This is a genomic window from Georgenia halophila, assembly GCF_039541595.1.
In genome coordinates this window covers 16229-41560 of the sequence record NZ_BAABGN010000028.1, presented here as the reverse complement: position 1 = coordinate 41560, position 25332 = coordinate 16229, and the positions used below count along the sequence as shown (strand labels likewise).

At 71.0% G+C, this 25332-nt stretch carries 21 protein-coding genes and 1 other RNA gene; 9 read left to right on the top strand and 13 right to left on the bottom strand.

Annotated features, from left to right (window positions below):
• The first annotated feature begins 7 nt into the window (after positions 1–7).
• Positions 8–1111: a 5-methyltetrahydropteroyltriglutamate--homocysteine S-methyltransferase gene (locus tag ABD907_RS20940; RefSeq protein ID WP_345219217.1), complete on the top strand. Its 1104-nt coding sequence runs from the start codon at positions 8–10 to the stop codon at positions 1109–1111.
• Between the two features lie 132 nt (positions 1112–1243).
• Here ABD907_RS20940 and ssrA read toward each other — a convergent pair.
• The 6 genes from ssrA to ABD907_RS20910 form a co-directional block, all read right to left on the bottom strand.
• Positions 1244–1611: a transfer-messenger RNA gene (gene ssrA / locus ABD907_RS20935) on the bottom strand.
• Positions 1612–1718: 107 nt separating this feature from the next.
• Positions 1719–2768, bottom strand: coding sequence for an LLM class flavin-dependent oxidoreductase (locus tag ABD907_RS20930; RefSeq protein ID WP_345219216.1), 1050 nt, complete (start codon positions 2766–2768; stop codon positions 1719–1721).
• A 22-nt stretch (positions 2769–2790) separates the two neighbouring features.
• A complete protein-coding gene (locus ABD907_RS20925; RefSeq protein WP_345219215.1) occupies positions 2791–3219 on the bottom strand; it encodes a hypothetical protein in 429 nt (142 codons plus the stop codon).
• Positions 3220–3326: 107 nt separating this feature from the next.
• Entirely contained in the window at positions 3327–5285 is a 1959-nt protein-coding gene (locus ABD907_RS20920) for a DUF2207 domain-containing protein (RefSeq protein ID WP_345219214.1), read from the bottom strand.
• 87 nt (positions 5286–5372) lie between these two features.
• Positions 5373–5897 carry an SsrA-binding protein SmpB gene (gene smpB / locus ABD907_RS20915; RefSeq protein WP_345219213.1) on the bottom strand — a complete coding sequence of 175 codons (525 nt, stop codon included), beginning with the start codon at positions 5895–5897 and terminating at the stop codon, positions 5373–5375.
• Positions 5898–6108: 211 nt separating this feature from the next.
• The gene (locus tag ABD907_RS20910) at positions 6109–7104 is read right to left on the bottom strand and encodes a stage II sporulation protein M (protein WP_345219212.1); all 996 of its coding nucleotides are present in this window, start codon (positions 7102–7104) and stop codon (positions 6109–6111) included.
• An 18-nt stretch (positions 7105–7122) separates the two neighbouring features.
• On the opposite strand from ABD907_RS20910, the gene ABD907_RS20905 reads away from it, so the two are divergent.
• On the top strand, positions 7123–7986 hold the full coding sequence (locus ABD907_RS20905; protein ID WP_345219211.1) for an RDD family protein: 864 nt from the start codon (positions 7123–7125) through the stop codon (positions 7984–7986).
• A gap of 54 nt (positions 7987–8040) precedes the next feature.
• On the opposite strand, the gene ABD907_RS20900 is transcribed toward ABD907_RS20905, so the two are convergent.
• Positions 8041–9339 carry a glycine cleavage T C-terminal barrel domain-containing protein gene (locus ABD907_RS20900; protein WP_345219210.1) on the bottom strand — a complete coding sequence of 433 codons (1299 nt, stop codon included), beginning with the start codon at positions 9337–9339 and terminating at the stop codon, positions 8041–8043.
• 131 nt (positions 9340–9470) lie between these two features.
• Between ABD907_RS20900 and ABD907_RS20895 the strand changes: the two genes are divergently transcribed.
• Positions 9471–10250, top strand: coding sequence for an IclR family transcriptional regulator (locus ABD907_RS20895; protein ID WP_345219209.1), 780 nt, complete (start codon positions 9471–9473; stop codon positions 10248–10250).
• A gap of 25 nt (positions 10251–10275) precedes the next feature.
• Here ABD907_RS20895 and ABD907_RS20890 read toward each other — a convergent pair whose 3' ends face one another.
• Positions 10276–12795: a GcvT family protein gene (locus tag ABD907_RS20890; RefSeq protein ID WP_345219208.1), complete on the bottom strand. Its 2520-nt coding sequence runs from the start codon at positions 12793–12795 to the stop codon at positions 10276–10278.
• Between the two features lie 68 nt (positions 12796–12863).
• Here ABD907_RS20890 and ABD907_RS20885 point away from each other — a divergent pair, with 68 nt between their 5' ends.
• Together ABD907_RS20885 and ABD907_RS20880 are read left to right on the top strand one after the other, a co-directional pair.
• Positions 12864–13601 (top strand): GntR family transcriptional regulator, encoded by a 738-nt coding sequence (locus tag ABD907_RS20885; RefSeq protein WP_345219207.1) that lies wholly within the window; start codon positions 12864–12866, stop codon positions 13599–13601.
• Positions 13602–13730: 129 nt separating this feature from the next.
• Positions 13731–14561, top strand: coding sequence for a ChbG/HpnK family deacetylase (locus ABD907_RS20880; RefSeq protein ID WP_345219206.1), 831 nt, complete (start codon positions 13731–13733; stop codon positions 14559–14561).
• Positions 14562–14703: 142 nt separating this feature from the next.
• Here the strand turns inward: ABD907_RS20880 and ABD907_RS20875 are convergent, their stop codons facing one another.
• The 4 genes from ABD907_RS20875 to ABD907_RS20860 form a co-directional block, all read right to left on the bottom strand.
• Positions 14704–15921 (bottom strand): ABC transporter permease, encoded by a 1218-nt coding sequence (locus tag ABD907_RS20875; RefSeq protein WP_345219205.1) that lies wholly within the window; start codon positions 15919–15921, stop codon positions 14704–14706.
• Positions 15918–16811 (bottom strand): ABC transporter ATP-binding protein, encoded by an 894-nt coding sequence (locus tag ABD907_RS20870; protein WP_345219204.1) that lies wholly within the window; start codon positions 16809–16811, stop codon positions 15918–15920. The genes ABD907_RS20875 and ABD907_RS20870 overlap by 4 nt, the downstream gene beginning before the upstream one ends.
• A 164-nt stretch (positions 16812–16975) precedes the next feature.
• A complete protein-coding gene (locus ABD907_RS20865) occupies positions 16976–17830 on the bottom strand; it encodes a response regulator (RefSeq protein ID WP_345219203.1) in 855 nt (284 codons plus the stop codon).
• A gap of 47 nt (positions 17831–17877) precedes the next feature.
• A complete protein-coding gene (locus tag ABD907_RS20860; RefSeq protein WP_345219202.1) occupies positions 17878–19236 on the bottom strand; it encodes a sensor histidine kinase in 1359 nt (452 codons plus the stop codon).
• Between the two features lie 484 nt (positions 19237–19720).
• On the opposite strand from ABD907_RS20860, the gene ABD907_RS20855 reads away from it, so the two are divergent.
• The 3 genes from ABD907_RS20855 (at position 19721) to ABD907_RS20845 (ending at position 22907) form a co-directional block, all read left to right on the top strand.
• Entirely contained in the window at positions 19721–20956 is a 1236-nt protein-coding gene (locus tag ABD907_RS20855) for a quaternary amine ABC transporter ATP-binding protein (RefSeq protein WP_345219201.1), read from the top strand.
• A complete protein-coding gene (locus ABD907_RS20850; protein ID WP_345219200.1) occupies positions 20956–21897 on the top strand; it encodes an ABC transporter permease in 942 nt (313 codons plus the stop codon). Before ABD907_RS20855 ends, ABD907_RS20850 begins: the two co-directional genes overlap by 1 nt.
• Positions 21898–21959: 62 nt before the next feature.
• Positions 21960–22907, top strand: coding sequence for a glycine betaine ABC transporter substrate-binding protein (locus ABD907_RS20845; RefSeq protein WP_345219199.1), 948 nt, complete (start codon positions 21960–21962; stop codon positions 22905–22907).
• Positions 22908–23227: 320 nt separating this feature from the next.
• Here the strand turns inward: ABD907_RS20845 and ABD907_RS20840 are convergent, their stop codons facing one another.
• Positions 23228–24199, bottom strand: a complete 972-nt coding sequence (locus ABD907_RS20840) for a hypothetical protein (RefSeq protein ID WP_345219198.1) — start codon at positions 24197–24199, stop codon at positions 23228–23230.
• 161 nt (positions 24200–24360) lie between these two features.
• On the opposite strand from ABD907_RS20840, the gene ABD907_RS20835 reads away from it, so the two are divergent.
• On the top strand, positions 24361–25293 hold the full coding sequence (locus ABD907_RS20835; protein ID WP_345219197.1) for a cation diffusion facilitator family transporter: 933 nt from the start codon (positions 24361–24363) through the stop codon (positions 25291–25293).
• Positions 25294–25332 lie beyond the last annotated feature (39 nt).

Genomic DNA, 25332 nt, shown 5'->3' with positions numbered 1-25332 from the left:
TGCCGGCATGAGCATCGATCCGCCCTACCGCGCCGACGTCGTCGGCAGCTTCCTGCGGCCCCCCGCCCTGAAGCAGGCGCGGGCCGACCACGAGGCCGGCCGCCTCGACGACGCCGCCCTGCGTCGCGTCGAGGACGCCGAGATCGCCCGTCTCGTCGCGAAGGAGGAGGACGCCGGTCTGCAGCTGGCCACCGACGGCGAGTTCCGCCGGTCATGGTGGCACTTCGACTTCTTCGGCATGCTCGACGGCGTCGACGTCGTCACCCTCGACCACGGCATCCAGTTCGCCGGGGTGGAGACGCAGCCCCGCGGCGTCCAGGTCTCCGGACGGGTCGGCTTCCCGGAGGCGCACCCGATGGTCGAGCACTTCCGCTTCCTCCGCGACCGGACGAACGTCACGCCGAAGTTCTCGATCCCCGCCCCCACCGTGCTGCACTTCCGGCTCGAGCAGGACGCCCTCACCGCGCCCGGCTACGGCGACCGCGAGGACGTCGTCGAAGATCTCGCGGCGGCGTACCGCGACGCCATCGCGGCGTTCTACGACGCCGGCTGCCGCTACCTCCAGCTGGACGACACCGCCTGGGGCTACCTGTGCTCGCCGGAGGAGATGCGCAAGGCCGCAGCGCGCGGGATCCGCACCGACGGTCTCGCGGAGCGGTACGCGGCGCTCCTCAACGAGTCGCTGCGCGACAAGCCCGAGGACCTGACGGTCACCACCCACGTGTGCCGCGGCAACTTCCGGTCGACGTGGATCTCCTCCGGCGGTTACGAGCCGGTCGCGGAGCAGCTGCTCGGTGAGACCCGCTACGACGGCTACTTCCTCGAGTACGACACCGAGCGCGCCGGCGGCTTCGAGCCGCTCCGGTACCTGCCCGAGGGCGACAAGACCGTCGTGCTCGGCCTCGTGACGTCCAAGAGCGGTGATCTCGAGGACCCAGAGGACGTCAAGGGCCGCATCGACGAGGCCACGGCGTTCGCACCGCTCGACCAGCTGGCGCTCAGCCCGCAGTGCGGATTCGCCTCCACCGAGGAGGGCAACGTGCTGTCCGAGGACGAGCAGTGGTCGAAGGTGCGTTCCGTCGTCGACATCGCCGCCGACGTCTGGCGCTGAGGATCCGCCGCCGAGGCCGGCCTGGCGGGCGGGGGGCAGCACGAGAGGGCCGGACACCGTGGTGTCCAGCCCTCTCGTTCGCACGATCCCGCGACTTCTACGGACAGATGTCCGAGGTCTACGAAATTCCGGTTGTGGAGATGGCGGGAATCGAACCCGCGTCCGACGGCGTGGAAACAGGGCTTCTCCGGGCGCAGTCTGCTGCTGATTTTCTCAGCCCCAGCGATCACGCAGACAAGTCGCTGACAGGCTCAGTCACCTGAGTGTTCCCGCAGCCCCGGTGACAAGGACTACGAGCAGTGGCTCTCTAGCTGACGCCAGGAACCGGGTCGAGAGCTAACCCGGGCTGACGGAGTTCAGAACTCGCTCAGGCGGCGAGGGCGAACTCGGTGCGCTTGGAATCGGCACCTATTGGTTTGCAGAGGGCGTTAACGAGATAACTCTGCATCCTCGGCCCGCTTCACCTGGATCGACGACCGTCGTCGAAACCGATCATCCCCTATGGAGTTGTGCATGCGGTTCTGCCCCTGAAGGGCTGGACCGTTGTTCCATGCTACGGGTTGAACAGCACCCCCGGCACGTTCATTCCCCCGCCGAGCGATCCGGATCACGCCGGACGGGCCAGCTCGGCGTCGACGAGCTCCTTGACCCGGCCCAGCAGCTCGACGGCACGCATCGACGCGCCGTCCGGGACGCCGGAGACGTCCATCTGGAACAGCTGCCTGTCGTGGCCGAGGTAACCGTGCAGGGTGACGATCTGTTCCGCGACGGTCTCCGGGGATCCGATGAAGAAGGCCCCGTGGCGCTGCGACTGGGCCTCGTAGGAGATCCGGTTCGGCATGGCGAAGCCACGCTCGTCCGCGATCTTCGTGGCCGACCGCAGCCAGTACGGGTAGAACGTCTCGCGCGCCTCGGCGTCGGTCTCGGCGACGAACCCCTGCCCGGAGACCGTGACCGTGTCACCACCGCTCGGGTGGCCGGCCGCGGCGTACGCCTCTCGGTACAGCTCGACCAGTGGGGCGAACCGGCGCGGCTCACCACCGATGACGGCGTAGTTGACGGGCAGGCCGAGCCGACCCGCCCTACGTGAGGATGCGGGAGACCCGCCGGTGGCGACGGCGATCCGCAGGTGCTCCCCCGCGTCCGGCTTGTCCGTCGGCCGGGGCAGGACGACCGCGTCCGTCAGGCCGGGCCGGAATCGGCCCGACCAGGTGACGGGGTTCCCGCCGTCGAGCCGCAGCAGCAGGTCGAGCTTCTCCTCGAAGAGTGCGTCGTAGTCCTCGAGGGACGCCCCGAAAAGCGAGAAGGACTCGATGAAGGAGCCGCGGCCGACGAGCAGCTCGACCCGGCCGTCGGAGAGCTGGTCCATCGTGGCGAACTCCTGGAAGACCCGCACCGGGTCCTCGGTGGACAGCACGGTGACCGCGCTGCCCACGCTGATCCGGCCCGTCCGGGCGAGGATCGCGGCGACCACCACGCTCGGTGCCGAGACCGCATAGTCGGGGCGATGGTGCTCCCCGATGCCGACGTGGTCCAGGCCCACCTGCTCGGCGAGCTCGGCACGTTCGACGACCTCGCGCAGCCGCTGACCGGGCGAGACCAGTGCCGCGCCCGGACCGGCGTCGAGGTCACCGAAGGTGTAGAGGCCCAGGTCCATCGAGCGCCCTCGGCCGCCGTTGCTACTTCTTGCGGGAGACGAGGTCGTCGAGGATCAGCGTCAGGGCGATGCCGAGCAGGAAGACGTCCTTGGCGATCGGCGTGCCCTCGGAGGTCGGTTTGACCTTCGACCCCTCCTCGGTGAGGCCGGGCGTCTTGGTGTACATCCGCAGCAGCGAGCCGGAGAACCCGGCGAGGCCGAGCCCCACGAGCCAGCTGGGCACGAACGGGGTGAGCAGCGCGCTGCCGAGAGCGATCTCGCTGGTGGACAGCAGCTTGCCGAAGTCGTTCGGGGAGACGTCCTTGAGCTGCGGGAAGGCGTTGGCGCCCATCGACTGCATGCCGGCGGCGGAGTCCTCGGGAAGCTCGCGCTTGCCGAGCCCGGCGTTGAGGATGAACGAGCCGGCGGCGGCACGGATGGGGACGTGGCTGAGCTTGATCGGCAGACCCATGCGAGGAACCTCCGGCAGTTCGAGCGGATGACGGGACGCATGACAACGTAACCCGGTCCCCGCGCCGGCGCACAGCCGGGCCGGCAGGTCGGTCCGCAGGCCGGCGACTACCAGGTTCCGCCGCCCATCCCGCCGACGCCGCCGCCCACGGAGCCGCTGAACCCGGAGGAACCGCCCGCACCGGTGGAGGCGGTGGTGGCCGCCGCCGTGAAGGCGCCGACCGAGGAGGAGAAGCGGTCGCCGCCGGACCACAGGGCCGCACCGTGCAGACCGACGTACCACCCGGGCTCGGGCACCGGGCGGCCCTGTGCGGCCGCGTCGGAGACGATCTGCGCCCACCGGTCCGCGAGCCCGAACACGATCGCCCACGGCAGGTACCGCGAGAAGACGTCCGCACCCTCCTCGAAGCGGATCTGCTCGGCCTCCGCCGTCGCCAGGTACTCGCGGAAGCCGAGCGCCTGGGCCAGCACCGCCGTCCCCGCGGCGGTCCGGGCGGGCATCGCGGCCGAACCGATCATGACGGCGATCCCCACCCCGACCGGCGCGACAGCGAGGACGACGGGCGTCTGGGTGAGCCAGAGCACCGGGACGGCGACGAGACCGAGGGCGAGGATCGCGAGGCCGCGAAGCACCCACCGGGTGCGCACCTTCTGCGGCGCGGCACGGAACCAGCCGCGCTCCGTGACGGTGCGGTACAGGTCGGCGGTCGCGCTCGTCAGCGTGGTGCTCAGGTCCTCGCCGAGGTCGCTGAGCGTCGGAGCGTCGTGCTCGGCGAACAGACGGTCGAGCAGCGCGGCCTCGTAGGGCTCGAGGCCGTCGGTGTCGGTGCGGAGGCGGACGAGCCGCCACTCGGTCGCCTCGCCGTCATCAGTGCCGGTGCCGGTGCCGGCGGCGGTGTCGGTGTCGGTGCTGGTGTCGGCGTCGGTGTCTTGGTCGCCTTCGTCGGCGGCTTCTTCGCTATCGGCGACCTCCTCGACCCGGAGGTAGCCACGTACGGCGAGGTCGACGATGGTGGCGGTGACGTCGTGCCGGTGGGCGACCTCGTCGGCGAGCGTGCCGACCTCGCCCGGCCGGACGCCGTCGGGCGGTGTGAACCGCACGGTCGCCGGCCCACGAGACGCCGGCCCGGTGCGCGCCTCCTCGCCGGGGCGGGGCGCCAGTCCCGGCGTCAGGCCGAGGTAGGCGCGGTCGCGTCCGCGGATCCGTGCGCCCAGCACGACGGCGCCGATCCCGGCGACCAGCGCAAGGCCGGTGACGGAGCCGGTGAGCGGCGTGAGTTGCAGGACGTTGCTCGCGGTGTACCGGTGGACCAGCTCCGGCTCCGCGCCGGTGAACGTCCCCGCCGGCCAGCCGACCACGAGGCTGAGCCCCTCGCCGTCGTCCAGCTGCGGCTGTGCCGCCTCGACGGTGTCACCGGTGGTGGTCAGGCTTGCGCACTCCCGGTCGGAGCCGGTGCTGCCGACGTAGCAGGCGCCGGCGGTGGGGGTCGCGGGACCGGTGACGGCGACCGTGACGTCGTCGATCGGGATCTCGAAGCCGCCGGGTGCGATGACGTTCCAGTAGAGCTCGTCGGTGCCATCGACGTCGGGGTTGATCAGCCCGGTGATCGTGTACTCGACGCGGTAGGTGTGTGCGCCGGTGATCTCGGTGTCCTCGTCGCCGATGTATACCTGCACCGCGCCGTCCTCGCGCTCGACCCGCAGATCGTCCGGTGCGGTCTCGGACGAGGCGGAGATGTCACGGACGTCGAGGCGCCGGTAGTGGTTCGGGTCGCCGACGATCTCCTGCAGCTCGGCGAGGACGAGATACGGCCCGTGGGCCTCCTCGGATCCCAGGTCGAGCTCGAGGTTGAGGACGACGCGGGCCTCGCCCCCTTCCGCGGCCAGGTCTGCGGTGATGTCCATCCGCGAGATGCGGCCGACGGCGTCCTCGTCCGCGCCGGCCGGTGGGGCGGTCAGGACACCGGCGGCCAGTCCGACCAGGAGGAGGGCCGCCAGGGCGAGTGACCGCGTCACCGTACGCAGGCCGAAAGCGGACGTGGAGGCGGTCGGCGCGGATGTTCTCACGGCCAAAACGTATCGGACGGGGTCGTCGGTCTCGGCGGCGTGCCGCCGGGGCCCCCGCGGGACCGGCGACCACGAGTCCGGAGGCCGCTACATGTGTCGGCGCAGGCTCATGGCGGCCTGCGCCTCACGCTCGGCCTGCTTGCGGCGCAACGTCTCCCGCTTGTCCCACTCCTGCTTGCCTCGCGCGAGCGCGATCTCCACCTTGGCCTTGCCCTTGGTGAAGTAGAGCTCGAGCGGCACGACCGTGTGCCCCTTCTCGCGCGACTTCGACCCGAGCCTGACGATCTCATCCTTGTGCAGCAGCAGCTTGCGCTTGCGTCGGGGGCCGTGGTTCGTCCACGAGCCCTGGGAGTACTCCGGGATGTGCACGTTGTGCAGCCACGCCTCCCCGCCGGTGACCTCGATCCATCCCTCGATCAGGGAGGCTCGCCCCATCCGGAGAGCCTTGACCTCGGTGCCGGTCAGGGCGATCCCGGCCTCGAACGTCTCGTCGATGTGGTAGTCGTGACGCGCCTTCTTGTTGCGGGCGATCACCTTGCGCGCATCGGCCTCGGCCTTGGCCCGCTGCGCCGCGGTGGGCTTCTTGGCCCCGGGTGCCTTGGTGCCGGCCACGGTCGATCCTCCCCGTCTGGGTGTGCGTCTGATAGGTCTGTCCGAACGGACGGCGCGAACGCCGACCCTCCAGAATACGGCAGCGGACCGCCGCCTCACGATGTGATTTCACCACCGGCGCAGACGGGCCGGCCGCCGTCGCCGACTCCCGTGCGTGCCGACTGCCGTGGGTGCGCACGCCTGCGCCGGACTCAGCCGGCCTCAGCCGGCCTCAGCCGGCCTGGGCGAGGGTGTGTCCGGCGAGGTCCTGCTCGAGGTCGCCGGTCTCGCCCGCCCTGACCGCGCGGCGGCCCGGCACGAGCGTGTAGGTCCAGTAGGCGCCGAGCACGAGGGCGCCGATGGTCAGCTCGGCCCAGGTGGGCAGGAACGAGCCGGTGACGAAGCCCTCGACGAGCCCGGAGACACCGAGGACGACGACCAGACCGACAGCCACGGTGACGAGCGAGCGTCCCTCCTGCGCGAGGGCGTAGCCGCGGGTGCGCCGGCCGGGCGCGACGAGGGTCCAGAACAGCTTCAGCCCGGTGCCGCCCGCGACGAAGACGGCGGTGAGCTCCATGAGCCCGTGGGGAAGGATGAGCGCGAAGAAGACGTCGAGGTCGCCGTAGACGTCCATGATCGCGGCCGTCTGGCCCACGCCGACGGCGTTCTGGTAGAGCACGTAGAGCGGGAAGACGCCGGTGATGCCGAGACCGATGCACTGGGCCGCGATCCACGCGTTGTTCGTCCACACCTGTGCCGCGAAGTCGGGCGCCGGGTAGTTGTTGTAGTAGGCGGCGAACGCGTCGCGCGCGTAGCGCTCGAGCTGGGTGGGAGTGCCGAGCTGGGCCATGGCTTCCGGCGTCCTGGCGGTGTGCACGGCCACGACCGCACCGAGCGCGATCCACAGGGTGGCGACGACGACGGTCCACCACCGCACCCGGTAGAACGCGGCGGGCACGGAGACGGCGAAGAACCGCACGACGTCGGAGAGCCGCAGCTCGTGCGTGCCGGCGACTCGTCCGCGCGCCTGTCCGAGCAGCACCGAGAGCCGGCTGACCAGGTGCGGGTCCGGAGCCGAGCTCCGCAGCGTGGACAGGTGCCCCGCGGTGGTCTGGTACAGGCGCACCAACTCGTCGGCCTCGGGTCCCGTCAGCCGGCGCTGGCCGGTCAGCTCCTCGAGGCGCCGCCACTCGGGCTCGTGCACGGCGGCGAAGGCGTCCGTGTCCACGGCGGTAGCCTCGCACATGTGAGCAGTCACGCGTCCGGTCCCCAGGCGGCGCTGGTGAACGCACGCCTGCAGGACGACCTGATCGTCACCGGCGAGGCCGTGGCGCTCGAGTCACGTCCGGCGTCGGTGGGTGTCCGGGCGGTCGGCGCGGTCCTCGACGCCGCGGTGACCGCGACGGCGGGCTACCTCCTGCTGCTCGTCGGCGAACCGCTCCTCAGCCAGCTCAACCCGGCGCAGCAGGGCACCGTGAGCGTCGTCTTCATCGCGACCATCCTCGTCCTCACGCCCGTCGTCGTAGAGACCCTCACCCGTGGCCGGTCGCTCGGCAAGCTCGCCACCGGCATCCGCGTGGTGCGCGACGACGGCGGCCCGATCCGGTTCCGTCACGCCCTCGTGCGCGCGCTCGTCGGCATCGGCGACCTGTGGATGACCGCCGGGTGCGCCGCCGTGATCACCGCGGCCCTGACCCGCCGCGGCAAGCGCGTCGGCGACATCCTCGCCGGCACCTACGCCGTGCGGGTGCGTGGCGACGAACGCCGGCAGCCGCCGCTGATCATGCCGCCGGAGCTGGCCGACTGGGCCTCGTCCGCCGACATCCGCGCCCTGCCCGACGGCCTCGGGCTCGCGGCCCGCCGGTTCCTGGGCCGCACCGGCTCGATGGAACCGGGCGCCCGGGCGGAGATGGCGCGGAACCTGGCGGCCCGCGTCGAGCCGCTCGTCTCACCTCCCCCGCCCTGGGGCACGCACCCGGAGCGGTTCCTCGCTGCCGTGCTGGTGACGCGGCGCGACCGCGAGTACGCCACGGGTCTCCGGACGAAGCAGCGCGACGAGGTCGAGGCGGCACGCGTCGCGCGGCTGCCCCACCAGGTGGGCGAGACATAGGGACCGGGGCGGCGCATGCGCGCCGCCCCGGAGCCCCAGTCACCCTGGGCCGAGCTAGTGACCGCTGAGCGCCGGCGCCGCCTCGCTGCTCGAGCGGTCGCCGACCGGCGCGCCGTTCGCGCCGTTCGCGCCGTTCTGGGCGCTCGCACCGGCCGGGACGGCGTCGACACCACCAAGCCGGAGACTCTGCTTGGGCCGCTCCTTGGTCGGGTCCACGAACGGCTTGGGCACGACGACGGCGGAGACCCGCCCGGCCGGGGTGGTCACCGCGACCTCCGTGCCGACCTCACCGAGCTCGACGGGCAGCATCGCCAGGCCGATGTTCTTCTCCAGCCGTGGCGACCAGCACGCCGAGGTCACCTCGCCGACCACCGCGCCGTCGACGGACACCTCGAACGGTTCGATCATCGAGCCGTCGACGTAGCTCCCGAGCCGCTCGCCGGCGATCTCGACGCCCACCATCCGGCGGTGGACGCCCTCGTCCTTGATCCGCTGGAGCGCGGCCCTGCCGATGAAGTCGGCGTCCTGGTCGAGGTTGACCATCCAGTCGTAGCCCATCCCGATCTCGAACGGGTTCGTGCCGAAGGTGATGTCCGCGCCGTGCGCGAGCATGCCGGCCTCGATCCGGCGGATGTGGCAGGGACCGATCGGCCGCATGTCGTAGGGACGACCGGCCTCCCACACGCGCTCCCAGAGCCGGACGCCGTCCCGGCTGGCGTTCTTGACGTAGATCTCGAACCCGGCCTCGCCGCTGTACCCGGTGCGGGAGACCACCAGGTGCATCCCGTCGAGCTCGTACTCGCGCAGCCGGTAGTAGTCGATCTCGAGCACGCTGGGCCCGAAGAGGTCACTCATGACGTCGACCGACTTCGGCCCCTGGACCTGGACCGGGCCGACGTCCGCCTCGTGAATCTGCACGTCGAAGTCGGAGCCGTGGGCGACCCCACGCGCCCACAGCAGGATGTCGCTGTCGGCGAGGGAGAGCCAGAAGTGATTCTCGCCGAGCCGCAGCAGCACCGGGTCGTTGAGGATCCCGCCGTCGTCGTCGGTGAGGAAGACGTACTTGCACTGGCCGACGTCGCACCGGCTGAGGTCACGGGTGACGAGGTAGTTCGTGAAGTCGAACGCGTCCGGCCCGGTGATCTCGATCTGACGCTCCACGCCGACGTCCCACAGGGTCACGCCGGTCAGCAGAGCCCAGTACTCGCCGATGGGATCGCCGTAGTTCCGGGCGTGGTACGTGCGGTTGTAGACGCTGTACATGGCCACGCCGTGCTGGCGTGAGGCGTGGAAGAAGGGGGACTTGCGGATGCGTGGGTAGAGGAGGACCTGGGGCGTTGGGTTGATGGGCATCGTGAGCTCCTGCCAATGGTGATTCACATCACCCCCTTCCTAACAGTGGGTTGCGCTCTGCGCAATGGGTTGCGCATAGCGCAACGGCAAATGGCCACGGACGACGGCGTACCGGGCTTAGGGTCGGGGGCATGAGCGTCGACACAGAGCGACCGAATCGTCCGGTCCAGTCCGTCGACCGTGCCCTGCGCGTGCTCGAGATCCTCGCCCGCGAGAACGAGGCCTCGCTCGGCCAGCTGGCCGCGGAGCTCGGGGTCCACAAGTCGACGGTCTCCCGACTCGTCGAGGTGCTCTCGAGCCACGACCTCGTCGAGCCACCCGAGGGCCAGGGCCGCTACCGCCTCGGCGTCGGCTGCCTGCGCCTGGCCGGGGCGACCGCCGGCCGGCTGAGCCTGGCCGTGGAGGCGCAGCCGGTGTGCAACCAGCTCGCCGTCGAGCTGGACGAGACGTGCAACGTGGCGATGCTGCACTCCGGGATGGCGGTCAACGTGTGCCAGGCGGAGGGGTCGACCACCGTCGCGACCCGCAACTGGATCGGTCAGCGGACGCCCCCGCACGCCACCTCCAACGGCAAGGTCCTGCTGGCGTTCGTGCCGGAGGCGGAGCAGCGCCTCCTGCTGGCCAGGCGGCTGGAGCGGTTCACCGACCGGACGATCACGACGGCGACCGAGCTGCGGCGGGCGCTGCAGGAGGTGCGCGAGCAGGGTTACGCCTACGCGCACGAGGAGTACGAGGAGGGTCTGCGCGCGGTGGCCGCCCCGATCCGTGACCACACCGGCGCCGTGATCGCCGCGCTCAGCGCCGCCGGGCCGGGTTACCGCCTCACGGAGGAGGAGTTTCCTCGGGTCCGCGACGCGGTGCTGCGGGGCGCCGGCGAGATCTCGCGCCGACTCGGCTCCGGTGCGGGCTGAGCCAGCCCGGGGCAGCGACTCGGGCTCAGGCCTTCAGTCGGCTGTGGTCCGGGTCGAACGGTGCGCTGCGGCCGACCGTGAGCACATCGACCGGGAGCCGCTCGCCCAGGTAGTCCACGGTGAGCCGCGTGCCCTCCGCGGCGTACGCGGGCGGCAGATACCCGAGCAGCAGGTACTTGCCCAGCGACGGCCCTGGTCCCGCGCTGGTGACGTACGAACGGCGACCACGGCCGTCGACGATCGGCTCCCCGTCCGCCGTCAGCAACGGTTCGTGCCCCGTCGGGTACCGCGTCACGCCGTCGGCGAGGGCGAGGGTGCACAAGATCGCCGCGGGCTTGCGGTCGCGGGCGGCGACGTAGGCCTCCCGGCCCACGAAGTCGGCGTCCTTGACGCGTGGGAGGGCCAGCCCGGCTTCGACGGGGTCGTAGTCGGCGGTGAGCTCCGATCCCATCAGCCGATGCGCCTTCTCCAGGCGTCCGGTGGTGCCGTAGACACCGCCGCCCGCGGCGACCAGGTCGTGCGGCCGCCCGGCCTCCCACAGCGCGTCCCACAGCGGCAGCCCGTGCTCGGTCGGCAGGTGGATCTCCCAGCCGAGGTCGCCGACGTAGGAGATCCGCACCATCAGCGTCGGGATGCCCGCCAGCACCACCTCGCGCGCGGTGGCGAACCCGAAGGCGTCGGTGGAGAGGTCGTCGTCGGTCAGCGCGGAGACGATGTCGCGCGCCCGCGGCCCCCACAGGCCGAGCGCGCAGGTGGCCGACGTGAGGTCCGTCAGCGTCACCGAGCCGTCCTCCGGCAGGTGACCCCTGAACCACGCGAGGTCGCGGGGTCCGTCGGCCGCTCCGGTGATCACCCGGTACCGGTGCTCCCCCAGCCGGACGATCGTCAGGTCCGCCCGGAAGCCGCCCTCGGGGTCGAGCAGCGGTGTGTAGATCACCCGTCCGACGGGCCGGTCGACCTGCGCCATGGCCAGCCGCTGGAGGTAGTCGAGGGCGGCGGGGCCCGTGATGTCGAAGACGGCGAACCCGGAGAGGTCGAACAGGGCCGCCCGGTCCCGCATCGCCAGGTGCTCGGCCTCGATGATCGGTGACCACCACCGGGCGTCCCACTCGTGCTGCCGGTCGGCCGTGCGGTCGCCGTACTCGGCGAGCAGGGCGTCGTTGGCGCCGTACCACTGCGGTCGCTCCCAGCCGCCGGCCTCGAAGAACACCGCGCCGAGGTCCGCCTCACGGGGGTAGAACGGGCTGGTGCGGATCGGGCGGTTGGACTCCCACTGCTCGCGGGGATGGCTGATCCCGTAGATCTTCGGGAAGCCCTCGGCGGCGCGGGCGCGGACGTGGTGCTCGGTGCGCTGGTGGGGGTAGAGCCGGGCGATGTCCGCGCCGTGGACGTCGATCTCGCTGATGCCGTGGGTGAGCAGCTCCGCCACGGCACGGCCCACGCCCGGGCCCTCCTTGATCCACACCGCGGCCGCCGACCACAGGCCCCGGACCTCGGGCGTCTCGCCGAGCACGGGCGAACCGTCCGGGGTGAGGGAGAGCAGGCCGTTGATCGCGTCCGTCGTCCGGACGTCGTCGCGGTCGAGCAGCGAGGGGAACAGCTGACGCGCGGCGCGCAGCTGCGGCACGAAGTCCGCTTCGGTGAAGGGCATCCGCGTCGGCGAGGTCTGCGGGCCGACGCCGAGCGGCGGGATCTCGAGCGGACGGTGCAGGATCGGGCGGTGCGCGTACGAGCCCACCTCCAGGTCGGCCCCGCGCTGGCGCTCGTACATCTTCTCGTCCATGTCCCGCACCAGCGGGAAGCTGATGACGGAGTCCGTGGCGGCCAGCTCGGGGATCGGACCGACATCCATCATCTGGTGCACCGCCGGGGTGAGCGGGATGCGGGCGCCCGCGAGCGCGGCGACGGCGGGGCTCCACACGCCGCAGGCCACCACGACGGTTTCAGTGGCGACCCGGCCGCGGCTGGTGCGGATCCCGGTGACGCGAGGCCGCCCGTCCGGACCCTCGACGGTGTCGATGCCGGTGACCTCGGTCCCGTCCGCGACGGTGAGTGCGCCACGGTCGATCGCGTGGCGGCGCATGAGCTCGCCCGCGCGCACGGGGTCGACGATGGCGCCGGTGGGCGTGTGGAAACCGGCGCGCAGCAGGTCCTCGCGGATCCAGGGGACCAGCTCCTTGATCCGAGCCGGACCGATCAGCTCGGCCTCGACGCCCCACGCCAGGGACGAGGTCAGGCGGCGCCTCAGCTCCTGGTGCCGCTCCTCGCTGCGGGCGACCTCGATGCCGCCGCACGTGGTCAGGACGTCGAGCTCGGCGTACTGGCGCATCGAGTCCAGGGTCAGCTCGGTGATCTCCTTGGAGTGGTCGACCGGGAAGACGAAGTTGGACGCGTGGTCGGTGGAACCTCCGGGTTCGGGGAGCGGGCCCTTGTCGATCAGCAGCAGATCGCGCCGGCCCAGCTCGGCGAGGTGACGGACCAGGGAACTACCCACGATCCCGGCTCCGATGACGACGACGTCTGCTCGCTCGGGGAGATCACTCATTTCCGCCTCCGCTCCGCGGTGAAGGGGCGCTGATATCCTGACGATATATCAGACCTGGAGCGGTGACCATGCCCACGACCGAACCAGCGCCGACGACGATGCCCGACAACCTCACGGTGCTCGTGCCGGACGGTGCCCCGACGGCCAGCCGGTCCGACATCGCCTACTACCTGATCCGCGACCTCGTCGTGACGTTGGCGCTGGCGCCCGGGGCGCCGGTGCGCGAGCCCGACCTGATGGCTCGGCTCGGCCTGGGTCGCACGCCCGTCCGGGAGGCGCTGCGGCGCCTCGCCGACGACGGGCTGATCACGATCTGGCCGCGCCGCGGGATGGTCGTCTCGAACGTCGACGTACGAGACCTGGCGAGCATCTCCGAGGTGCGGCTGGAGCTCGAGCCCGCCGCCGCCCGGCTCGCCGCGCATCGGGTCGGAGGATCCGGCGGGTATCGGGCGGCCGAGCCGGCCGCACGCCGGATCGAGCGTCTGGAGGAGCTGATCGTCGAGGTGGACCGGGTGTCCGAGGACCCGCGGCAGCTGATCCGGCTGGACCAGCGGGTGCACCGCTTCGTGCACGAGGCGGCCGGCAACCGGTACCTCGCCCGCACGCTCGAGGAGTACCTCGTCCTCAGCCTGCGGCTGTGGTTCCTGGGACTGGACCGCGTGGGGCACCTCGACGATGCCGTCAGGGAGCACCGCGACCTGCTGCTCGCCGTCGGTGCGGGCGACGCCGCGCGCGCCGCGGCGACCGCACGCGAGCACGTCCGCGAGTTCCAGGTCGAGATCGGTCGCGTGCTCACCGGCCGGTGAGTGCTCGCGCTGGTGAGTGCGCACCGGCCGGTGACGCACACCGGCCGCTGTGGACCGCCGCACGGTCGCTGGACCGTCCGGGTGCCGGCCGGGCGAGGGTGACGTAATCTGCGAGCGAGGAGAGAGCCCATGTCAAGACGTCTGGTAGTGACTGCCGACGACCTGGGCCTCGGCCCGCGCACGAACGAGGCCATCGTCGACCTGGCCGCGCGCGGCCGGATCACCTCGACGACCCTGATGCCCGTCGCACCTGGCGCCCGTGACGCCGTCGACCGGGTGCGTGCCGCTGGTGTCGCGGACCCGCGGCTGCACGTCACGCTCACCAGCGCCCGCGAGCTGCCACCGTGGCGCCCGCTCGCCACCGACGTGGCGTCGCTGACGGACGGTGACGGCACCTTCCACATCCTCCCCTCCCGGATCCACGGCGCGGGCGAGCCCGCCGAGTTGCGGAGGGAGATGCGGGCGCAGCTGTTCTGGATGCACGAGTACGGGCTGCGGCCCACGGGCCTGGACTCGCACTCCGGCAGCCTCTACGGCCGGCGCGGCCTCTCGGCGGCGCTGAGATTCTGCGCCGAGCAGTCCCTCGCTTTCCGGCTGCCGCGCCGGCTCCCCCGCCTGGTCGACGTCGGCTTGCGCGGCCGGCTGCGCCGTCGCTACGACGAGGCGGTCGGGGCCGCCCTCGACCTGGGGCTGAGCCTGCCGGAGACTCTGGTCAGCACCTGGCTGCCCGGCCGCATGCTGGTGAGCTACGGCCAGCTGCGCGCCCTGGTCCTGGGCCAGCTGCGCGCGCTGCCTGACGGCGTCTCCGAGCTGGTCCTGCACCCTGCGCCGGCATCGGCCGCCGGCCGCCTCGACGCCGCGGAGGGGCGCAAGCGGGTGTGGGAGCTGCGACTGCTGCACGATCCGCTGTTCCTCAAGACGCTCCACCGGGAGCGCATCGGCCTCGTCCCCGCCTGGTGAGCGAGCGGCACCGACCGGCAGGCTGGCACCTCACCGAGGCACTGACGTCTCACCGAGGTACTGACATCTCACGACAGGTGGTGTGAGCGAGCGGAGCGGACGCACCCGCCGGTGCGTGCGGGTGCGTCCGCCGTCTGTGGGCTCAGGCCTCGAGCTTGAGGGCCTGACGCCAGCTGAGCGCCGTGCCTCCCTGCAGCACGGCACGCTGGTAGATCCGCTCGCCGAACCGCACGAGGCCGTACGCCGCGACGAGGTTCAGCAGCAGCGCGACGATCGGCTGCCACACGGGCACGTCGCCGCCGAGCATCCGGACCGGCATGGCCACCGAGGAGACGATCGGCACGAACGACGCCACGGTCAGGAACGTGCCGGTGGCGAAGATGCCGATGAACGTCGCCGCCATGATCACCATCATCACCGGGCCGGTGCTCGAGTTGAGGTCCTCGGTCCGGCTGGCCAGTGATCCGATGACGCCGAACACCGCTGCCAGGGCGAAGAAGCCGACCACGAAGAAGACGACGAACCAACCGGCGGCGCCCACGATGAACCCGACGTCCGCCACCACGTCGGTGAAGTTCAGGCCCACGAGTCCGACGACGGCGTACAGCGCGATCTGGGCGAGCGCCAGCGCCGAGTTGCCGACGACCTTGCCGTAGAGGAGCTGGCGGATCGGGATGGCGGTGGCGAGGATCTCGACGACGCGGTTCTGCTTCTCCTCCAGCACGGAGGTCGCGATGGTCATGCCGAAGACGATCGCCGCCATGTAGAAGAGGAAGGCGAACGCGAACCCGACGATCCGTTTGAGCAGCGCGTTCTCGGCGTCACCCTCGAGCAGCTCGACCGCGACGTCGGAGCCCGCGGTCAGCTCCTCGGTGGAGGTGCCTGCCTCCTCGGCGTTCCGCTCGAGGACCTCGGCGGCCACCGCGTCGCGGAGCAGACGCTCGATGTCGCTGCCGACGTCCGACAGACCGACGACGGTCCAGCTGCCGTCTGCCGGCAGCAGCGCGACGTCGACCTCTTCGGCCTCGACGGCGGCCCGGGCCTCGGCGGCGTCGGCGTACCGCCTCGCCGTTACCGAGTCGCCGTCGACGACCGTCTCGTCCGCCGTCTCGACGATCTCCTGGCCCGTGTCGCCTACGACGCCGACGGTGTGCTCGGTGGTCCGTGCACCGAAGTAGGCCGAGATCCCGACGCCTGCGGCGATCATGAGGATCGAGACCAGCGTCGAGATGATGAAGTTCCGGTCGCGGAGCTTGACCACCACCTCGCGGACGGCGACGACCAGCCACGGTCGCGGCACGGCTCCGGCCGACTCGGCGGCGGGAGCTGCGGTCTTGTGCTCGGGAGCGGTGACGGTCATCGGACGGCCTCTCGGTAGATCTCGGACAGGGTCGGCACGAGCGGAGTGAACTCGGTCAGCCCCCGCTCGGCGGCTCGGCGCACGACCCGGTCACGGGAGGCGTCGTCGTCGAACCGGACGACGGCGCTGGTCCCCTCGACGTCGACGACGTCCACGCCGGCCTCCTCGCGCACCCATCCCACGTCGGCGGCGGTGCTCAACCGGTAGTTGCGCGGGCCGCTGGCCCGCAGCTCGTCACTGCTCCCGGCGGCCCGCACGCGGCCCCCGGCCAGGATCACCAACGAGTCGCAGATGCGGTCGACGAGGTCGAGCTGGTGGGAGGAGAACAGGACCGGGACACCGTTGCGGGTGTGCTCGCGCAGGAGGTCCACCATGGAGTCGACCGCCACGGGGTCCAGGCCGGAGAACGGCTCGTCGAGGATGAGCGCGCTCGGGCCGTGCAGGAGGGACGCCGCGACCTGGACGCGCTGCTGGTTGCCCAGGGAGAGCGACTCCAGCTTGTCGTGCAGCCGCCCGCCGAGCTCGAACCGCTCGAGGATCCGGGTGGCCTCGGCGGCGGCGTCGCGGCGGGTCATGCCACGCAGCTGGCCGAGGTAGACGAGCTGGTCGACGACGGGCTGCTTGGGGTACAGGCCCCGCTCCTCGGGCATGTAGCCGAAGCGAGCACGGTCCCGGCCGGTGATGGCGCGCCCGTCCCAGCGGACCTCGCCGTCATGGATGGCGAGGATGCCCATGATCATGCGCATCGTGGTGGTCTTGCCGGCCCCGTTGGCACCCACGAACCCGGTCAGCTTTCCCGGCTCGACGGCGAACGAGACCGCGTCGACGGCGGTCTTCTCCCCGAAGCGCCGGGTCAGGTCCATGACCTCCAGCGCGCGTGCTGACTCCATCGTGAGTCCTTCCTTCTCGACTGGTCACGACACTAGGAAGGACACGGTCCGGATACATCGGTCCGTGGGGTGAATCGCCACCGGGCGGCCCCGGCCAGGACCTCCACCCCGGGGATGAGCTCCGGCGTGGACCCTCGCCCTCGGCCGGCGTCGACGTCGGGGACTCAGGCTCGCGCGGCGAGGCCGGCCCGGTGAGCCAGGACGACGGCCTGCACCCGGTCGCGGGAGTCGGTCTTGGTGAGGATGTGGGAGACGTGTGTCTTCACCGTCGACTCGCCGAGGAAGAGGGTGTCGGCGATCTCGTTGTTGGACAGGCCCTCGGCCATCAGGGCGAGCACCTCGCGCTCGCGGGCCGTCAGGGCCCGGACGGCGGCCTCCGCCGGGGGCGCCGCCGTCGAGCCGGTCCAGGTTTGTTCCGTCCCGCCGGGCGCCGTGGCCTCGGCGGAGCCGGTCCCGGCCGCGGGGCTCGTTCGGGCCCCCGGGACCGCTTGGGCGGCGGGTGCCGTGCCCGCGGGTGTCGAGGGCGCCGCGGCGGGGCCCGGTGCCTCGCGCACAGGCGGCGGCGCCGTCGGCACTCCCGACGCGGACCCGTTCTGCTGCACCAGGCGGGAGATGACCCGCACGGTGACCTCGGGGGCGAGCAGCGCATGACCGTCCGCGACGGCGCGGACGGCCTCCACCAGGTCCTCGGGGTCCGCGTTCTTCAGCAGGAACCCGCTCGCGCCCGCGGCGAGCGCGTCGAAGAGGTAGTCCTCGCGGTCGAACGTGGTCAGGATGATGACCTTGGCGAGGTCCTGGTCGACCACCTGCTTGGTGGCCGTGATGCCGTCCATCAGCGGCATCTGCACGTCCATCAGCACGATGTCCGCCGGGGTGGCCGCGAGCGCGTCGAGGGCCTGTGCGCCGTCGGACGCCTGGCCGACCACCTCGATGTCGTCCTCGACGGACAGGACCATGGCGAAGCCCGAGCGCACGAGTGCCTGGTCGTCGGCGATGAGGACACGCACGGGGGATGTCATGGGTTCTCTTCTCGTCCTGCTCTCACGGATGTGTCAGGCGGGCCTGGTCAGGCGGAAAGCACGGGCTCGCGGGCGCGCAGCGGGAACCGCGCGCGCACGCGCCACCCGTCGCCGGTACGTCTCGGCCCGATCTCGACGTCCCCGCCGTGCAGGGAGACCCGCTCGCGGATCCCGCGCAGACCGTAGCCGGAGCCCTCGGTGCCGGGCCGCGACCGTCCGTCGTCGACGATCTCGGCCTCGACCCACCCCGGACCGTCCTCGGTAGCCCCACCGGTGCGCAGCGTCACGAGCACGTGCGAGGCGGTGGAGTGGCGGACCACGTTCGCGAGGGACTCCTGCACGGTTCGGTACAGGGACAGGGCCATCGGTGCGGGCACGTGCTCCAGGTCGCCCTCGGTCTCCTCCACGCGCTGGAGGTCGACGTCCAGACCGGACTCGCGGTACTCGTCGCTCAGGCAGGCGAGGTCGGCCAGCGCGGGTTCCGGGGATCGGTCGCGGGTTGTGTCCGTCTCGCTGCGAAGCACCCCGAGGAGCGATCGCATCTCCCCCACCGCGTCGCGGCTGGAGCCCTCCACCGTGCGCAGGGCCTCGGTCGCGGCGTCGAGGTCCTTGCCGAGCACCCGGCGGGCGGCGCCCGCCTGGATGCCGATGACCGCGACGTGGTGGGCGACGACGTCGTGCAGCTCCCGAGCGATGCGCAGACGCTCGTCGACGACAGCGCGGCGGGCGAGCTCGCTCGTCTGCTCGCGGAGCCGCTCGGTCTGGCCGACCAGCCGCGCCCGCTGGAGGGCCGAGCGCCAGGAGGCCCGGCCGACGAGGATGGCACCGCCGAAGTAGGCGAGGTTCATCGCCGCCCCGTACAGCACGCCTGCGGTCAGCTCGCCGATGGGCCCGTCGGCGGCCTCGCTGCTGCCGAAGCCGTACTGCTGGGCGGTGTTCGCCCCGGTGTAGGAGACGACGATCCACAGGGCCATGGTGAGCAGGACGAGCGCCAGCGCCATCCACAGCACCCGACGGTCCTGGGCCCACGCGATCGCGGTGTACAGGGCGGCGAAGTAGGCGACCTGGAACGGTAGCTGCATGCTCGCTTCGGGGCTGAGGTACGACAGTCCGAGGAACAGGCCGCTGGAGACCAGCAGGACGCTGTTCGGGTAGCGCCGTCGGACCGCGAGCGGTGCGATCATCAGGGCGGTGGCCACGTAGGCGCGCCAATCCGCCTCGCCGTCCATGCGCATGCCGATGCTCTTCGTGAGGACGACCATGGCCAGTGCCGCGACGAGGAAGACAGCCGCACCCAGGACGTCGCGGCGCAGCTGCGTCGCGGTCGGGCTCGGACGCTCCCAGCTCGGCTCGACGGGATCGTTGAGCCAGGCGGTGAGCCGGCCGGGAAACACATCGGTGGCCATGACCGCCCAGGATAGTTCTGCCGCCGGCTCGGCACGTCACCCTCCGGGTGGAGTACCGCAGCACGACGGCGAGCGGGGCGGCGAGCGGCTTGGACCGAAGCCGCTCCCGACGTCGCGAATCGTGGGCCGACGGGTGATTTCACAGGTGCAGGCATGACGTGCGATAGTGGGTGAAGTACCTCACGTAGGGGGCAAGCGCGGGTAAAGCGCTGGTTACAACCCCATAACGATCCCAGCGGCTCCGACGGGGGATTTCCCGCGGTAGCCCGCGCAAAGGTACGGATGAGGGCGCTGGTTTCCATGCACAGGCATTGATGCGCCCCGACGGCACTTGATGCCATGGTGAACGGCGAACAAGCATCTACCGGGACACGTCCGCAGACCAGATCACCCTGATCACCGCGGTCGCATGTGTCCCGGACCGGGGACCCACAGACGCGCACGACCGTGCCGCGTCTCGCGACGAGCGAACGTCGAGGTGAATGTGAGCGCCATAAGCGCCGAACACGTCTACAAGGTTTTCGGCCGCCGGCCACACGAGGCGGTCAAGCGCCTGAAGGGCGGTGCGAGCCGCGACGAGCTCAAGGGACTTGGGACTGCGGCGGTCATCGACGCGACCTTCGAGGTGCAGCGGGGCGAGACCTTCGTCGTCATGGGCCTGTCCGGATCCGGCAAGTCGACACTGATCCGGATGGTCAACGGCCTCCTGGAGCCGACCGACGGCACCGTCGAGCTCGACGGCCAGGACGTCACCCACCTGTCCGCCGCCGGCCTCCGCGAGGTCCGCCGCAACAAGGTCAGCATGGTCTTCCAGCACTTCGCCCTGCTGCCGCACCGGACCGTGGGCGAGAACGCCGCCTACGCTCTCGAGCTTCGGGGAGTGTCCAAGGCGGATCGCGAGGCTCGCGCAGAAGAAGCGCTCGGCATGGTGGGCCTCAAAGGGCTGGGCGGCTCCCTGCCGTCTCAGCTCTCCGGCGGTATGCGTCAGCGCGTCGGACTTGCCCGGGCGCTGGCCGCCGGCACCGACGTGATGCTGATGGACGAGGCGTTCAGCGCGCTGGATCCCCTCATCCGCAAAGAGATGCAGGATCAGCTCCTGGAGCTGCAGTCCGAGCTGGGCAAGACCATCCTGTTCATCACCCACGATCTCAACGAGGCGATGCGGCTCGGCGACCGGATCGCGATGATGCGCGACGGCCGGGTCGTCCAGGTCGGCACCGCCGAGCAGATTCTCAACGAGCCGGCAACCGACTACGTGGCCCAGTTCGTCGCGGACGTGGACCGCAGTCGGGTGCTCACCGCTGACGCCGTGATGGTGCGGCCGGTGGCGGTGGTCGGGCCCGAGTCCGGCCCCAAGGCGGCGCACAAGCTGATGCGCGAGCACCAGGTGTCCTCGCTCTTCGTGGTCGGCCGAGACCGCAGGGTCCAGGGCCTGGTCTGGGAGGACGACGTCGCCGACGCGGTCCGGGACGGCGCCGAACGACTGCCGGTCAGCAGCGACAACGTCACCGGCGTGAGCCCGGACACGCCGCTGGCGGACCTGTTCCACCACGCCGCGGCCACGCGCGCGCCGCTCGCCGTCGTGAATGAGCAGGGTCGCCTGGAGGGAATCATCCCGCGGGTGACCCTGCTCAGCGCCCTGTCGGGTCCCACCGGCACCAACGGAGCCGGCCCGGCCGCCGCCGGCGAGACGCCCCTCGACACCGCAGGAGCCCGCTGATGAACCCGGTGCCCCGTATCCCGCTCGGTGATGTCGTCGAGACCGGCATCGACTGGATCAAGGCGAACCTCTCCGTCGTGCTGGACGCCATCAGCACGGCGCTGGGTTTCCTTGCCGACACGCTCACCAGCCTGCTGCTGCTTCCGCCACCCCTGGTGGCTGTGGCGCTGTTGACCGTGCTGGCACTGCTCGTGCGCTCCTGGGGATTCGCGCTGTTCACACTCCTCGGCATGCTGCTCGTCGGCAGCATGGAGATGTGGGAGCCCGCGATGGACACGCTCGGGCTGGTACTCGTCTCCACGCTGATCGCCGTCATCATCGGTATCCCGATCGGGATCCTGGCCGCCCGCAACGACACCGTGAGCGCGGCCGTCCGGCCGGTGCTGGACTTCATGCAGACCATGCCGGCCTTCGTCTACCTGGTACCGGTGGTGATCTTCTTCGGCATCGGTGTCGCGCCGGGCGTGGTCGCCACCACCATCTTCGCGATGGCTCCGGGCGTGCGGCTCACCGAGCTGGGCGTGCGGCAGGTCGACAAGGAGACCGTGGAGGCCGGCGAGGCCTTCGGCGGCACGCCGAGACAGATCCTGCGCGGAATTCAGCTGCCCCTGGGGCTGCCGACCATCATGGCCGGCGTCAACCAGGTGATCATGCTGGCACTGTCCATGGCGGTCATCGCTGGTCTCGTCGGCGCCGGAGGCCTCGGCCGGGAGGTCGTGGCTTCGATCTCCCGGGTCGATGTCGCCCTCGGGTTCGAGGCCGGGCTCGCCGTCGTCATCCTCGCGATCTACCTGGACCGCCTCACCGGCGCGATCGGCCAGCCCACAGGCCGCTCTCTCCTCGCGGTCATGCGCCTTCGTCGGCAGCGCAAGGGGCCGCTGGATGAGACAGCTGCTCTGGAAGTCGCGAAGTCGAAGGGCCGAAGGGCCGCAGGTGTGTAACGCAACCGGCCGCTTGTCGCGCCAAACGAGACCTCAACGCAAGACTGGAAGGAACTGATCATATGCGAACCCACCTAGCCACGAATCGCCGCCGAACGGCGGCGGTGGGCGTCACCGCCGCACTGGCGCTGACGCTGGCCGCCTGCGGGGGCAACGCCGACGACGGCGGCAACGCCGGCGGCGGAGATGACGGCGGCGACGGCGGTGGCAGCGAGGACAAGGGCACCATCACCCTTGGCTACATCCCCTCGTGGACCGACGGGCTGAGCACCGCCTACCTGCTGGAGAACCAGCTCGAGGCCGCCGGCTACACCGTCGAGCACCAGGAGATCAGCGACGCCGGCGTGCTCTACACCGCGCTGGCCGAGGGCGACGTCGACATCTACCCGTCGGCGTGGCCCGAGGTGACCCACGCCGACTACATGGACAAGTACGGCGACCGGATCGTGGACCTGGGGACCTACTACGACAACGCCAAGCTGACCTTCGCGGTGCCGGAGTACACGGACATCGACTCGATCGCCGACCTGCCGGACAACGTCGAGATGTTCGACGGGCGCGTCGTTGGCATCGAGCCCGGCGCCGGCCTGACGGACGCCACCCAGAACAGTGTCTTTCCTACCTACGGGCTCGAGGAGGCCGGCTACACGCTGCAGACCTCCTCGACCACGGCGATGCTCACCGAGCTGGAGACGGCGATCCAGGCCGAGGAGGACATCGTCGTCACGCTGTGGCGGCCGTTCTGGGCCAACTCGGAGTACCCGGTCAAGGACCTGGAGGACCCGGAGGGCGCGCTCGGTGAGTCCGAGGGACTGCACTTCCTCGGCACCCAGGGCTTCTCCGACGAGTTCCCGGAGGTCTCCGAGTGGATCGGCGAGATCAAGCTCGACGACGAGCAGTACGGCTCGCTCGAGCAGACCGTGGCCGTCGAGAACGAGGACGACCCGGCCGCCGGAGTCGAAGCATGGCTGGAGAACAACGGCGACGTGCTCCCCGAGCTCCAGGGCTGATTCCCGACAGTGCAGTGCCGCCGATGATCGGCATGAGGCGCACGACCGACCTCGTGCCGACCATCACCGGTTTCTGACCTGAGCGAAGGCCGGTGGCCCGCAACCGATACGGCTGCGGGCCACCGGTCTTTGTGCGCCCGGGCGCCCGACTGACCGGGCGAGCTGAGGGTCTGCCGCCCGTAGGGCGAATCCAGGAGCACCGGCGCGATCAACGAAGGCGATTCCTTCCGAACCCACGCCACTCCCCCGCCCGACCTGCCAACACCCCGCCACAACGTCAGCGCCACGCGTCAGCCCGGTCCTCGTCGAGCAAGCACGCCCTACGCCGCTTGGCATTCCGGCAGCTTGGCGACGTCGCACTCCGGGCCGCAGGGCCGCGGCCGGCCCGTCCAACCCTTCGATAGCAGAGCCAACGCAACCTGCCGGGCGACGGCGCACGGCGTGACCGTGACATGTCGCCATCGGTAGCGCAGCGTCAGCTCCTGTGCCGCGACGCCGACGACGTTGTCCCGCCAGACGTCGGCATCGGTGGTGCCGTTCCGGTGCGCCACCTGGCCGTCCAGCTCGACCCGCAGCGCGAGGCGGACGTAGCGGCAGTCCGCGCGCAGGTACAAGCCGTCCACGACCTCGCGCGCCTGGAGCCTCGCGACCGGCAACCCGTGTGCGCGTTCGATCCTCCGATACCTCAGCTCGAGCGGCGATTCCACGCCCTCGGCGGCGGCGGTCAGCATCTCGCCGAGCAACCCGCGGTGACGCAGCCGGCCTCGGGCCTGGCTGCGCCTGCGGATCTCTTCGAGATCCACGCCGACGCGGACGGCTCGGTTGAGGAGCGCGATCACGTCGTCCTCCGTGGTGCCGCGCCGATGGAGAAGATCCAGGAGCGTGTCGGCGGGATTGGTCGCGGGCAGCGCGCCCCAGCTCGGAGGAATGCTGCGGGACGAGCGGATCGTCAGACCGGGCTGGCGACGAACCGTGCGGCCGTGCGGGACGAGCACCTCGATGCGCTGTCCGGGTCGGTCGACCAGGCGATGACGGTACGCCGCGCTCGAATGGCTCAGCACGGCACCGCGACCTGCGTAAAGCAGAGCTGCGCGCGCCTTGCTCCGCCACTCCGGCCGTCCCGTGTGCGTGAGATACACGCCGGGAAACAACCTGGTCCAACGCCTGCCGCGGACCTGGCGAGTGATCCAGTCCGACGTCGCGCTGTGGGCGAGCAACTGCCCACGAGTCATGACGCCGTCCTGACGTTCGGCGAGCTGGTCGATGCGATTGAGGTCCGCCTGTGCTGCCATGTGCGCGAGCGTGCCCCACCCGACGGCCGCAGCACCGTCGGCACCCGCGATCCTGTGGAAGACGCGGCATCTCGACCATTAGCCACTGCGGTGGGCGTCCGTCGTGCGGGAACTCGTTTGTGCCATAGCCTGTCCACGGCACTACGCGAAAGGGGACGGGGATGGCATCGGGTGGGACCAAGGCGGTTGTAGCCGCGCTCACGGCGAACCTGGGCATCGCGGTCGCGAAGTTCGTCGGTTGGGCGCTGACGGGATCGAGCTCGATGCTCGCCGAGGGCGTCCACTCCATCGCCGACTCCTCGAACCAGGCTCTGCTGTTGCTCGGGGGCAGGCGCGCCCGGCGAAAGGCGTCCGAGATGCACCAGTTCGGCTACGGCCGGGCACGCTACATCGCGGCGTTCGTCGTCTCCATCGTGCTGTTCAGCCTGGGTGGTCTGTTCGCCCTGTACGAGGCGTGGCACAAGTTCACCGACCCGCATCCGATCGAGTCCTGGCAGTGGGTGCCGGTGGTGGTGCTCCTCGCCGCCGTGGTCATGGAGGCCCTCGCCCTGCGGACCGCCCTGCAGGAGGCGCGCGAGGTGCGCGGAGACATGTCCGTGCTGCAGTACGTCAAGGCGTCCCGGTCGCCGGAGATCCCCACCATCATCCTGGAGGACACGGGCGCGCTGGTAGGACTCGTCTTCGCGCTGTTCGGTGTCGGTATGACGATCGGGACGGGCGACGGCCGGTGGGACGCCGTCGGGTCGGCCGCGATTGGCGTGCTGCTGGTCGTCATCGCGGTCTTCCTGGCTCGGGAGATGACCTCGATGCTCATCGGTGAGTCGGCGATGCCGCACCACCACCGCGCCATCGAGCAGGCACTAGCCGGCCAGGGCATCACGGCAGTGCTGCGCGTCCGGACCCTGCACCTCGGGCCGGACGAGGTCCTCGTGGCCGCGAAGGTAAGCTTGGACTCCGAGCTCGGGGCCGAGGAGGTCTCGGACGCCATCGACGCGGCCGAGGCGCGCGTGCGGGACTCCGTTCCGCTCGAGGTCCAGAGTTACATCGAACCCGATCTCCGTGGCGCCGGCGCCAAGACCTCCGAAGCCACCTGACCGGTCGCCGAAAGGGCTAGCCTGCTGGTGAGCTGCGGG

What these genes read in the sequence shown, in the direction of transcription:
- ABD907_RS20940 (WP_345219217.1), top strand. Translation starts at nt 8, where the DNA reads ATGAGCATCGATCCGCCCTACCGCGCCGACGTCGTCGGCAGCTTCCTG.
- ABD907_RS20930 (WP_345219216.1), bottom strand. Translation starts at nt 2,768, where the DNA reads ATGGACCTGGGCCTCTACACCTTCGGTGACCTCGACGCCGGTCCGGGC.
- ABD907_RS20925 (WP_345219215.1), bottom strand. Translation starts at nt 3,219, where the DNA reads ATGGGTCTGCCGATCAAGCTCAGCCACGTCCCCATCCGTGCCGCCGCC.
- ABD907_RS20900 (WP_345219210.1), bottom strand. Translation starts at nt 9,339, where the DNA reads ATGCCCATCAACCCAACGCCCCAGGTCCTCCTCTACCCACGCATCCGC.
- ABD907_RS20895 (WP_345219209.1), top strand. Translation starts at nt 9,471, where the DNA reads ATGAGCGTCGACACAGAGCGACCGAATCGTCCGGTCCAGTCCGTCGAC.
- ABD907_RS20890 (WP_345219208.1), bottom strand. Translation starts at nt 12,795, where the DNA reads ATGAGTGATCTCCCCGAGCGAGCAGACGTCGTCGTCATCGGAGCCGGG.
- ABD907_RS20885 (WP_345219207.1), top strand. Translation starts at nt 12,864, where the DNA reads ATGCCCACGACCGAACCAGCGCCGACGACGATGCCCGACAACCTCACG.
- ABD907_RS20880 (WP_345219206.1), top strand. Translation starts at nt 13,731, where the DNA reads ATGTCAAGACGTCTGGTAGTGACTGCCGACGACCTGGGCCTCGGCCCG.
- ABD907_RS20875 (WP_345219205.1), bottom strand. Translation starts at nt 15,921, where the DNA reads ATGACCGTCACCGCTCCCGAGCACAAGACCGCAGCTCCCGCCGCCGAG.
- ABD907_RS20870 (WP_345219204.1), bottom strand. Translation starts at nt 16,811, where the DNA reads ATGGAGTCAGCACGCGCGCTGGAGGTCATGGACCTGACCCGGCGCTTC.
- ABD907_RS20865 (WP_345219203.1), bottom strand. Translation starts at nt 17,830, where the DNA reads ATGACATCCCCCGTGCGTGTCCTCATCGCCGACGACCAGGCACTCGTG.
- ABD907_RS20860 (WP_345219202.1), bottom strand. Translation starts at nt 19,236, where the DNA reads ATGGCCACCGATGTGTTTCCCGGCCGGCTCACCGCCTGGCTCAACGAT.
- ABD907_RS20850 (WP_345219200.1), top strand. Translation starts at nt 20,956, where the DNA reads ATGAACCCGGTGCCCCGTATCCCGCTCGGTGATGTCGTCGAGACCGGC.
- ABD907_RS20845 (WP_345219199.1), top strand. Translation starts at nt 21,960, where the DNA reads ATGCGAACCCACCTAGCCACGAATCGCCGCCGAACGGCGGCGGTGGGC.
- ABD907_RS20840 (WP_345219198.1), bottom strand. Translation starts at nt 24,199, where the DNA reads ATGGCAGCACAGGCGGACCTCAATCGCATCGACCAGCTCGCCGAACGT.
- ABD907_RS20835 (WP_345219197.1), top strand. Translation starts at nt 24,361, where the DNA reads ATGGCATCGGGTGGGACCAAGGCGGTTGTAGCCGCGCTCACGGCGAAC.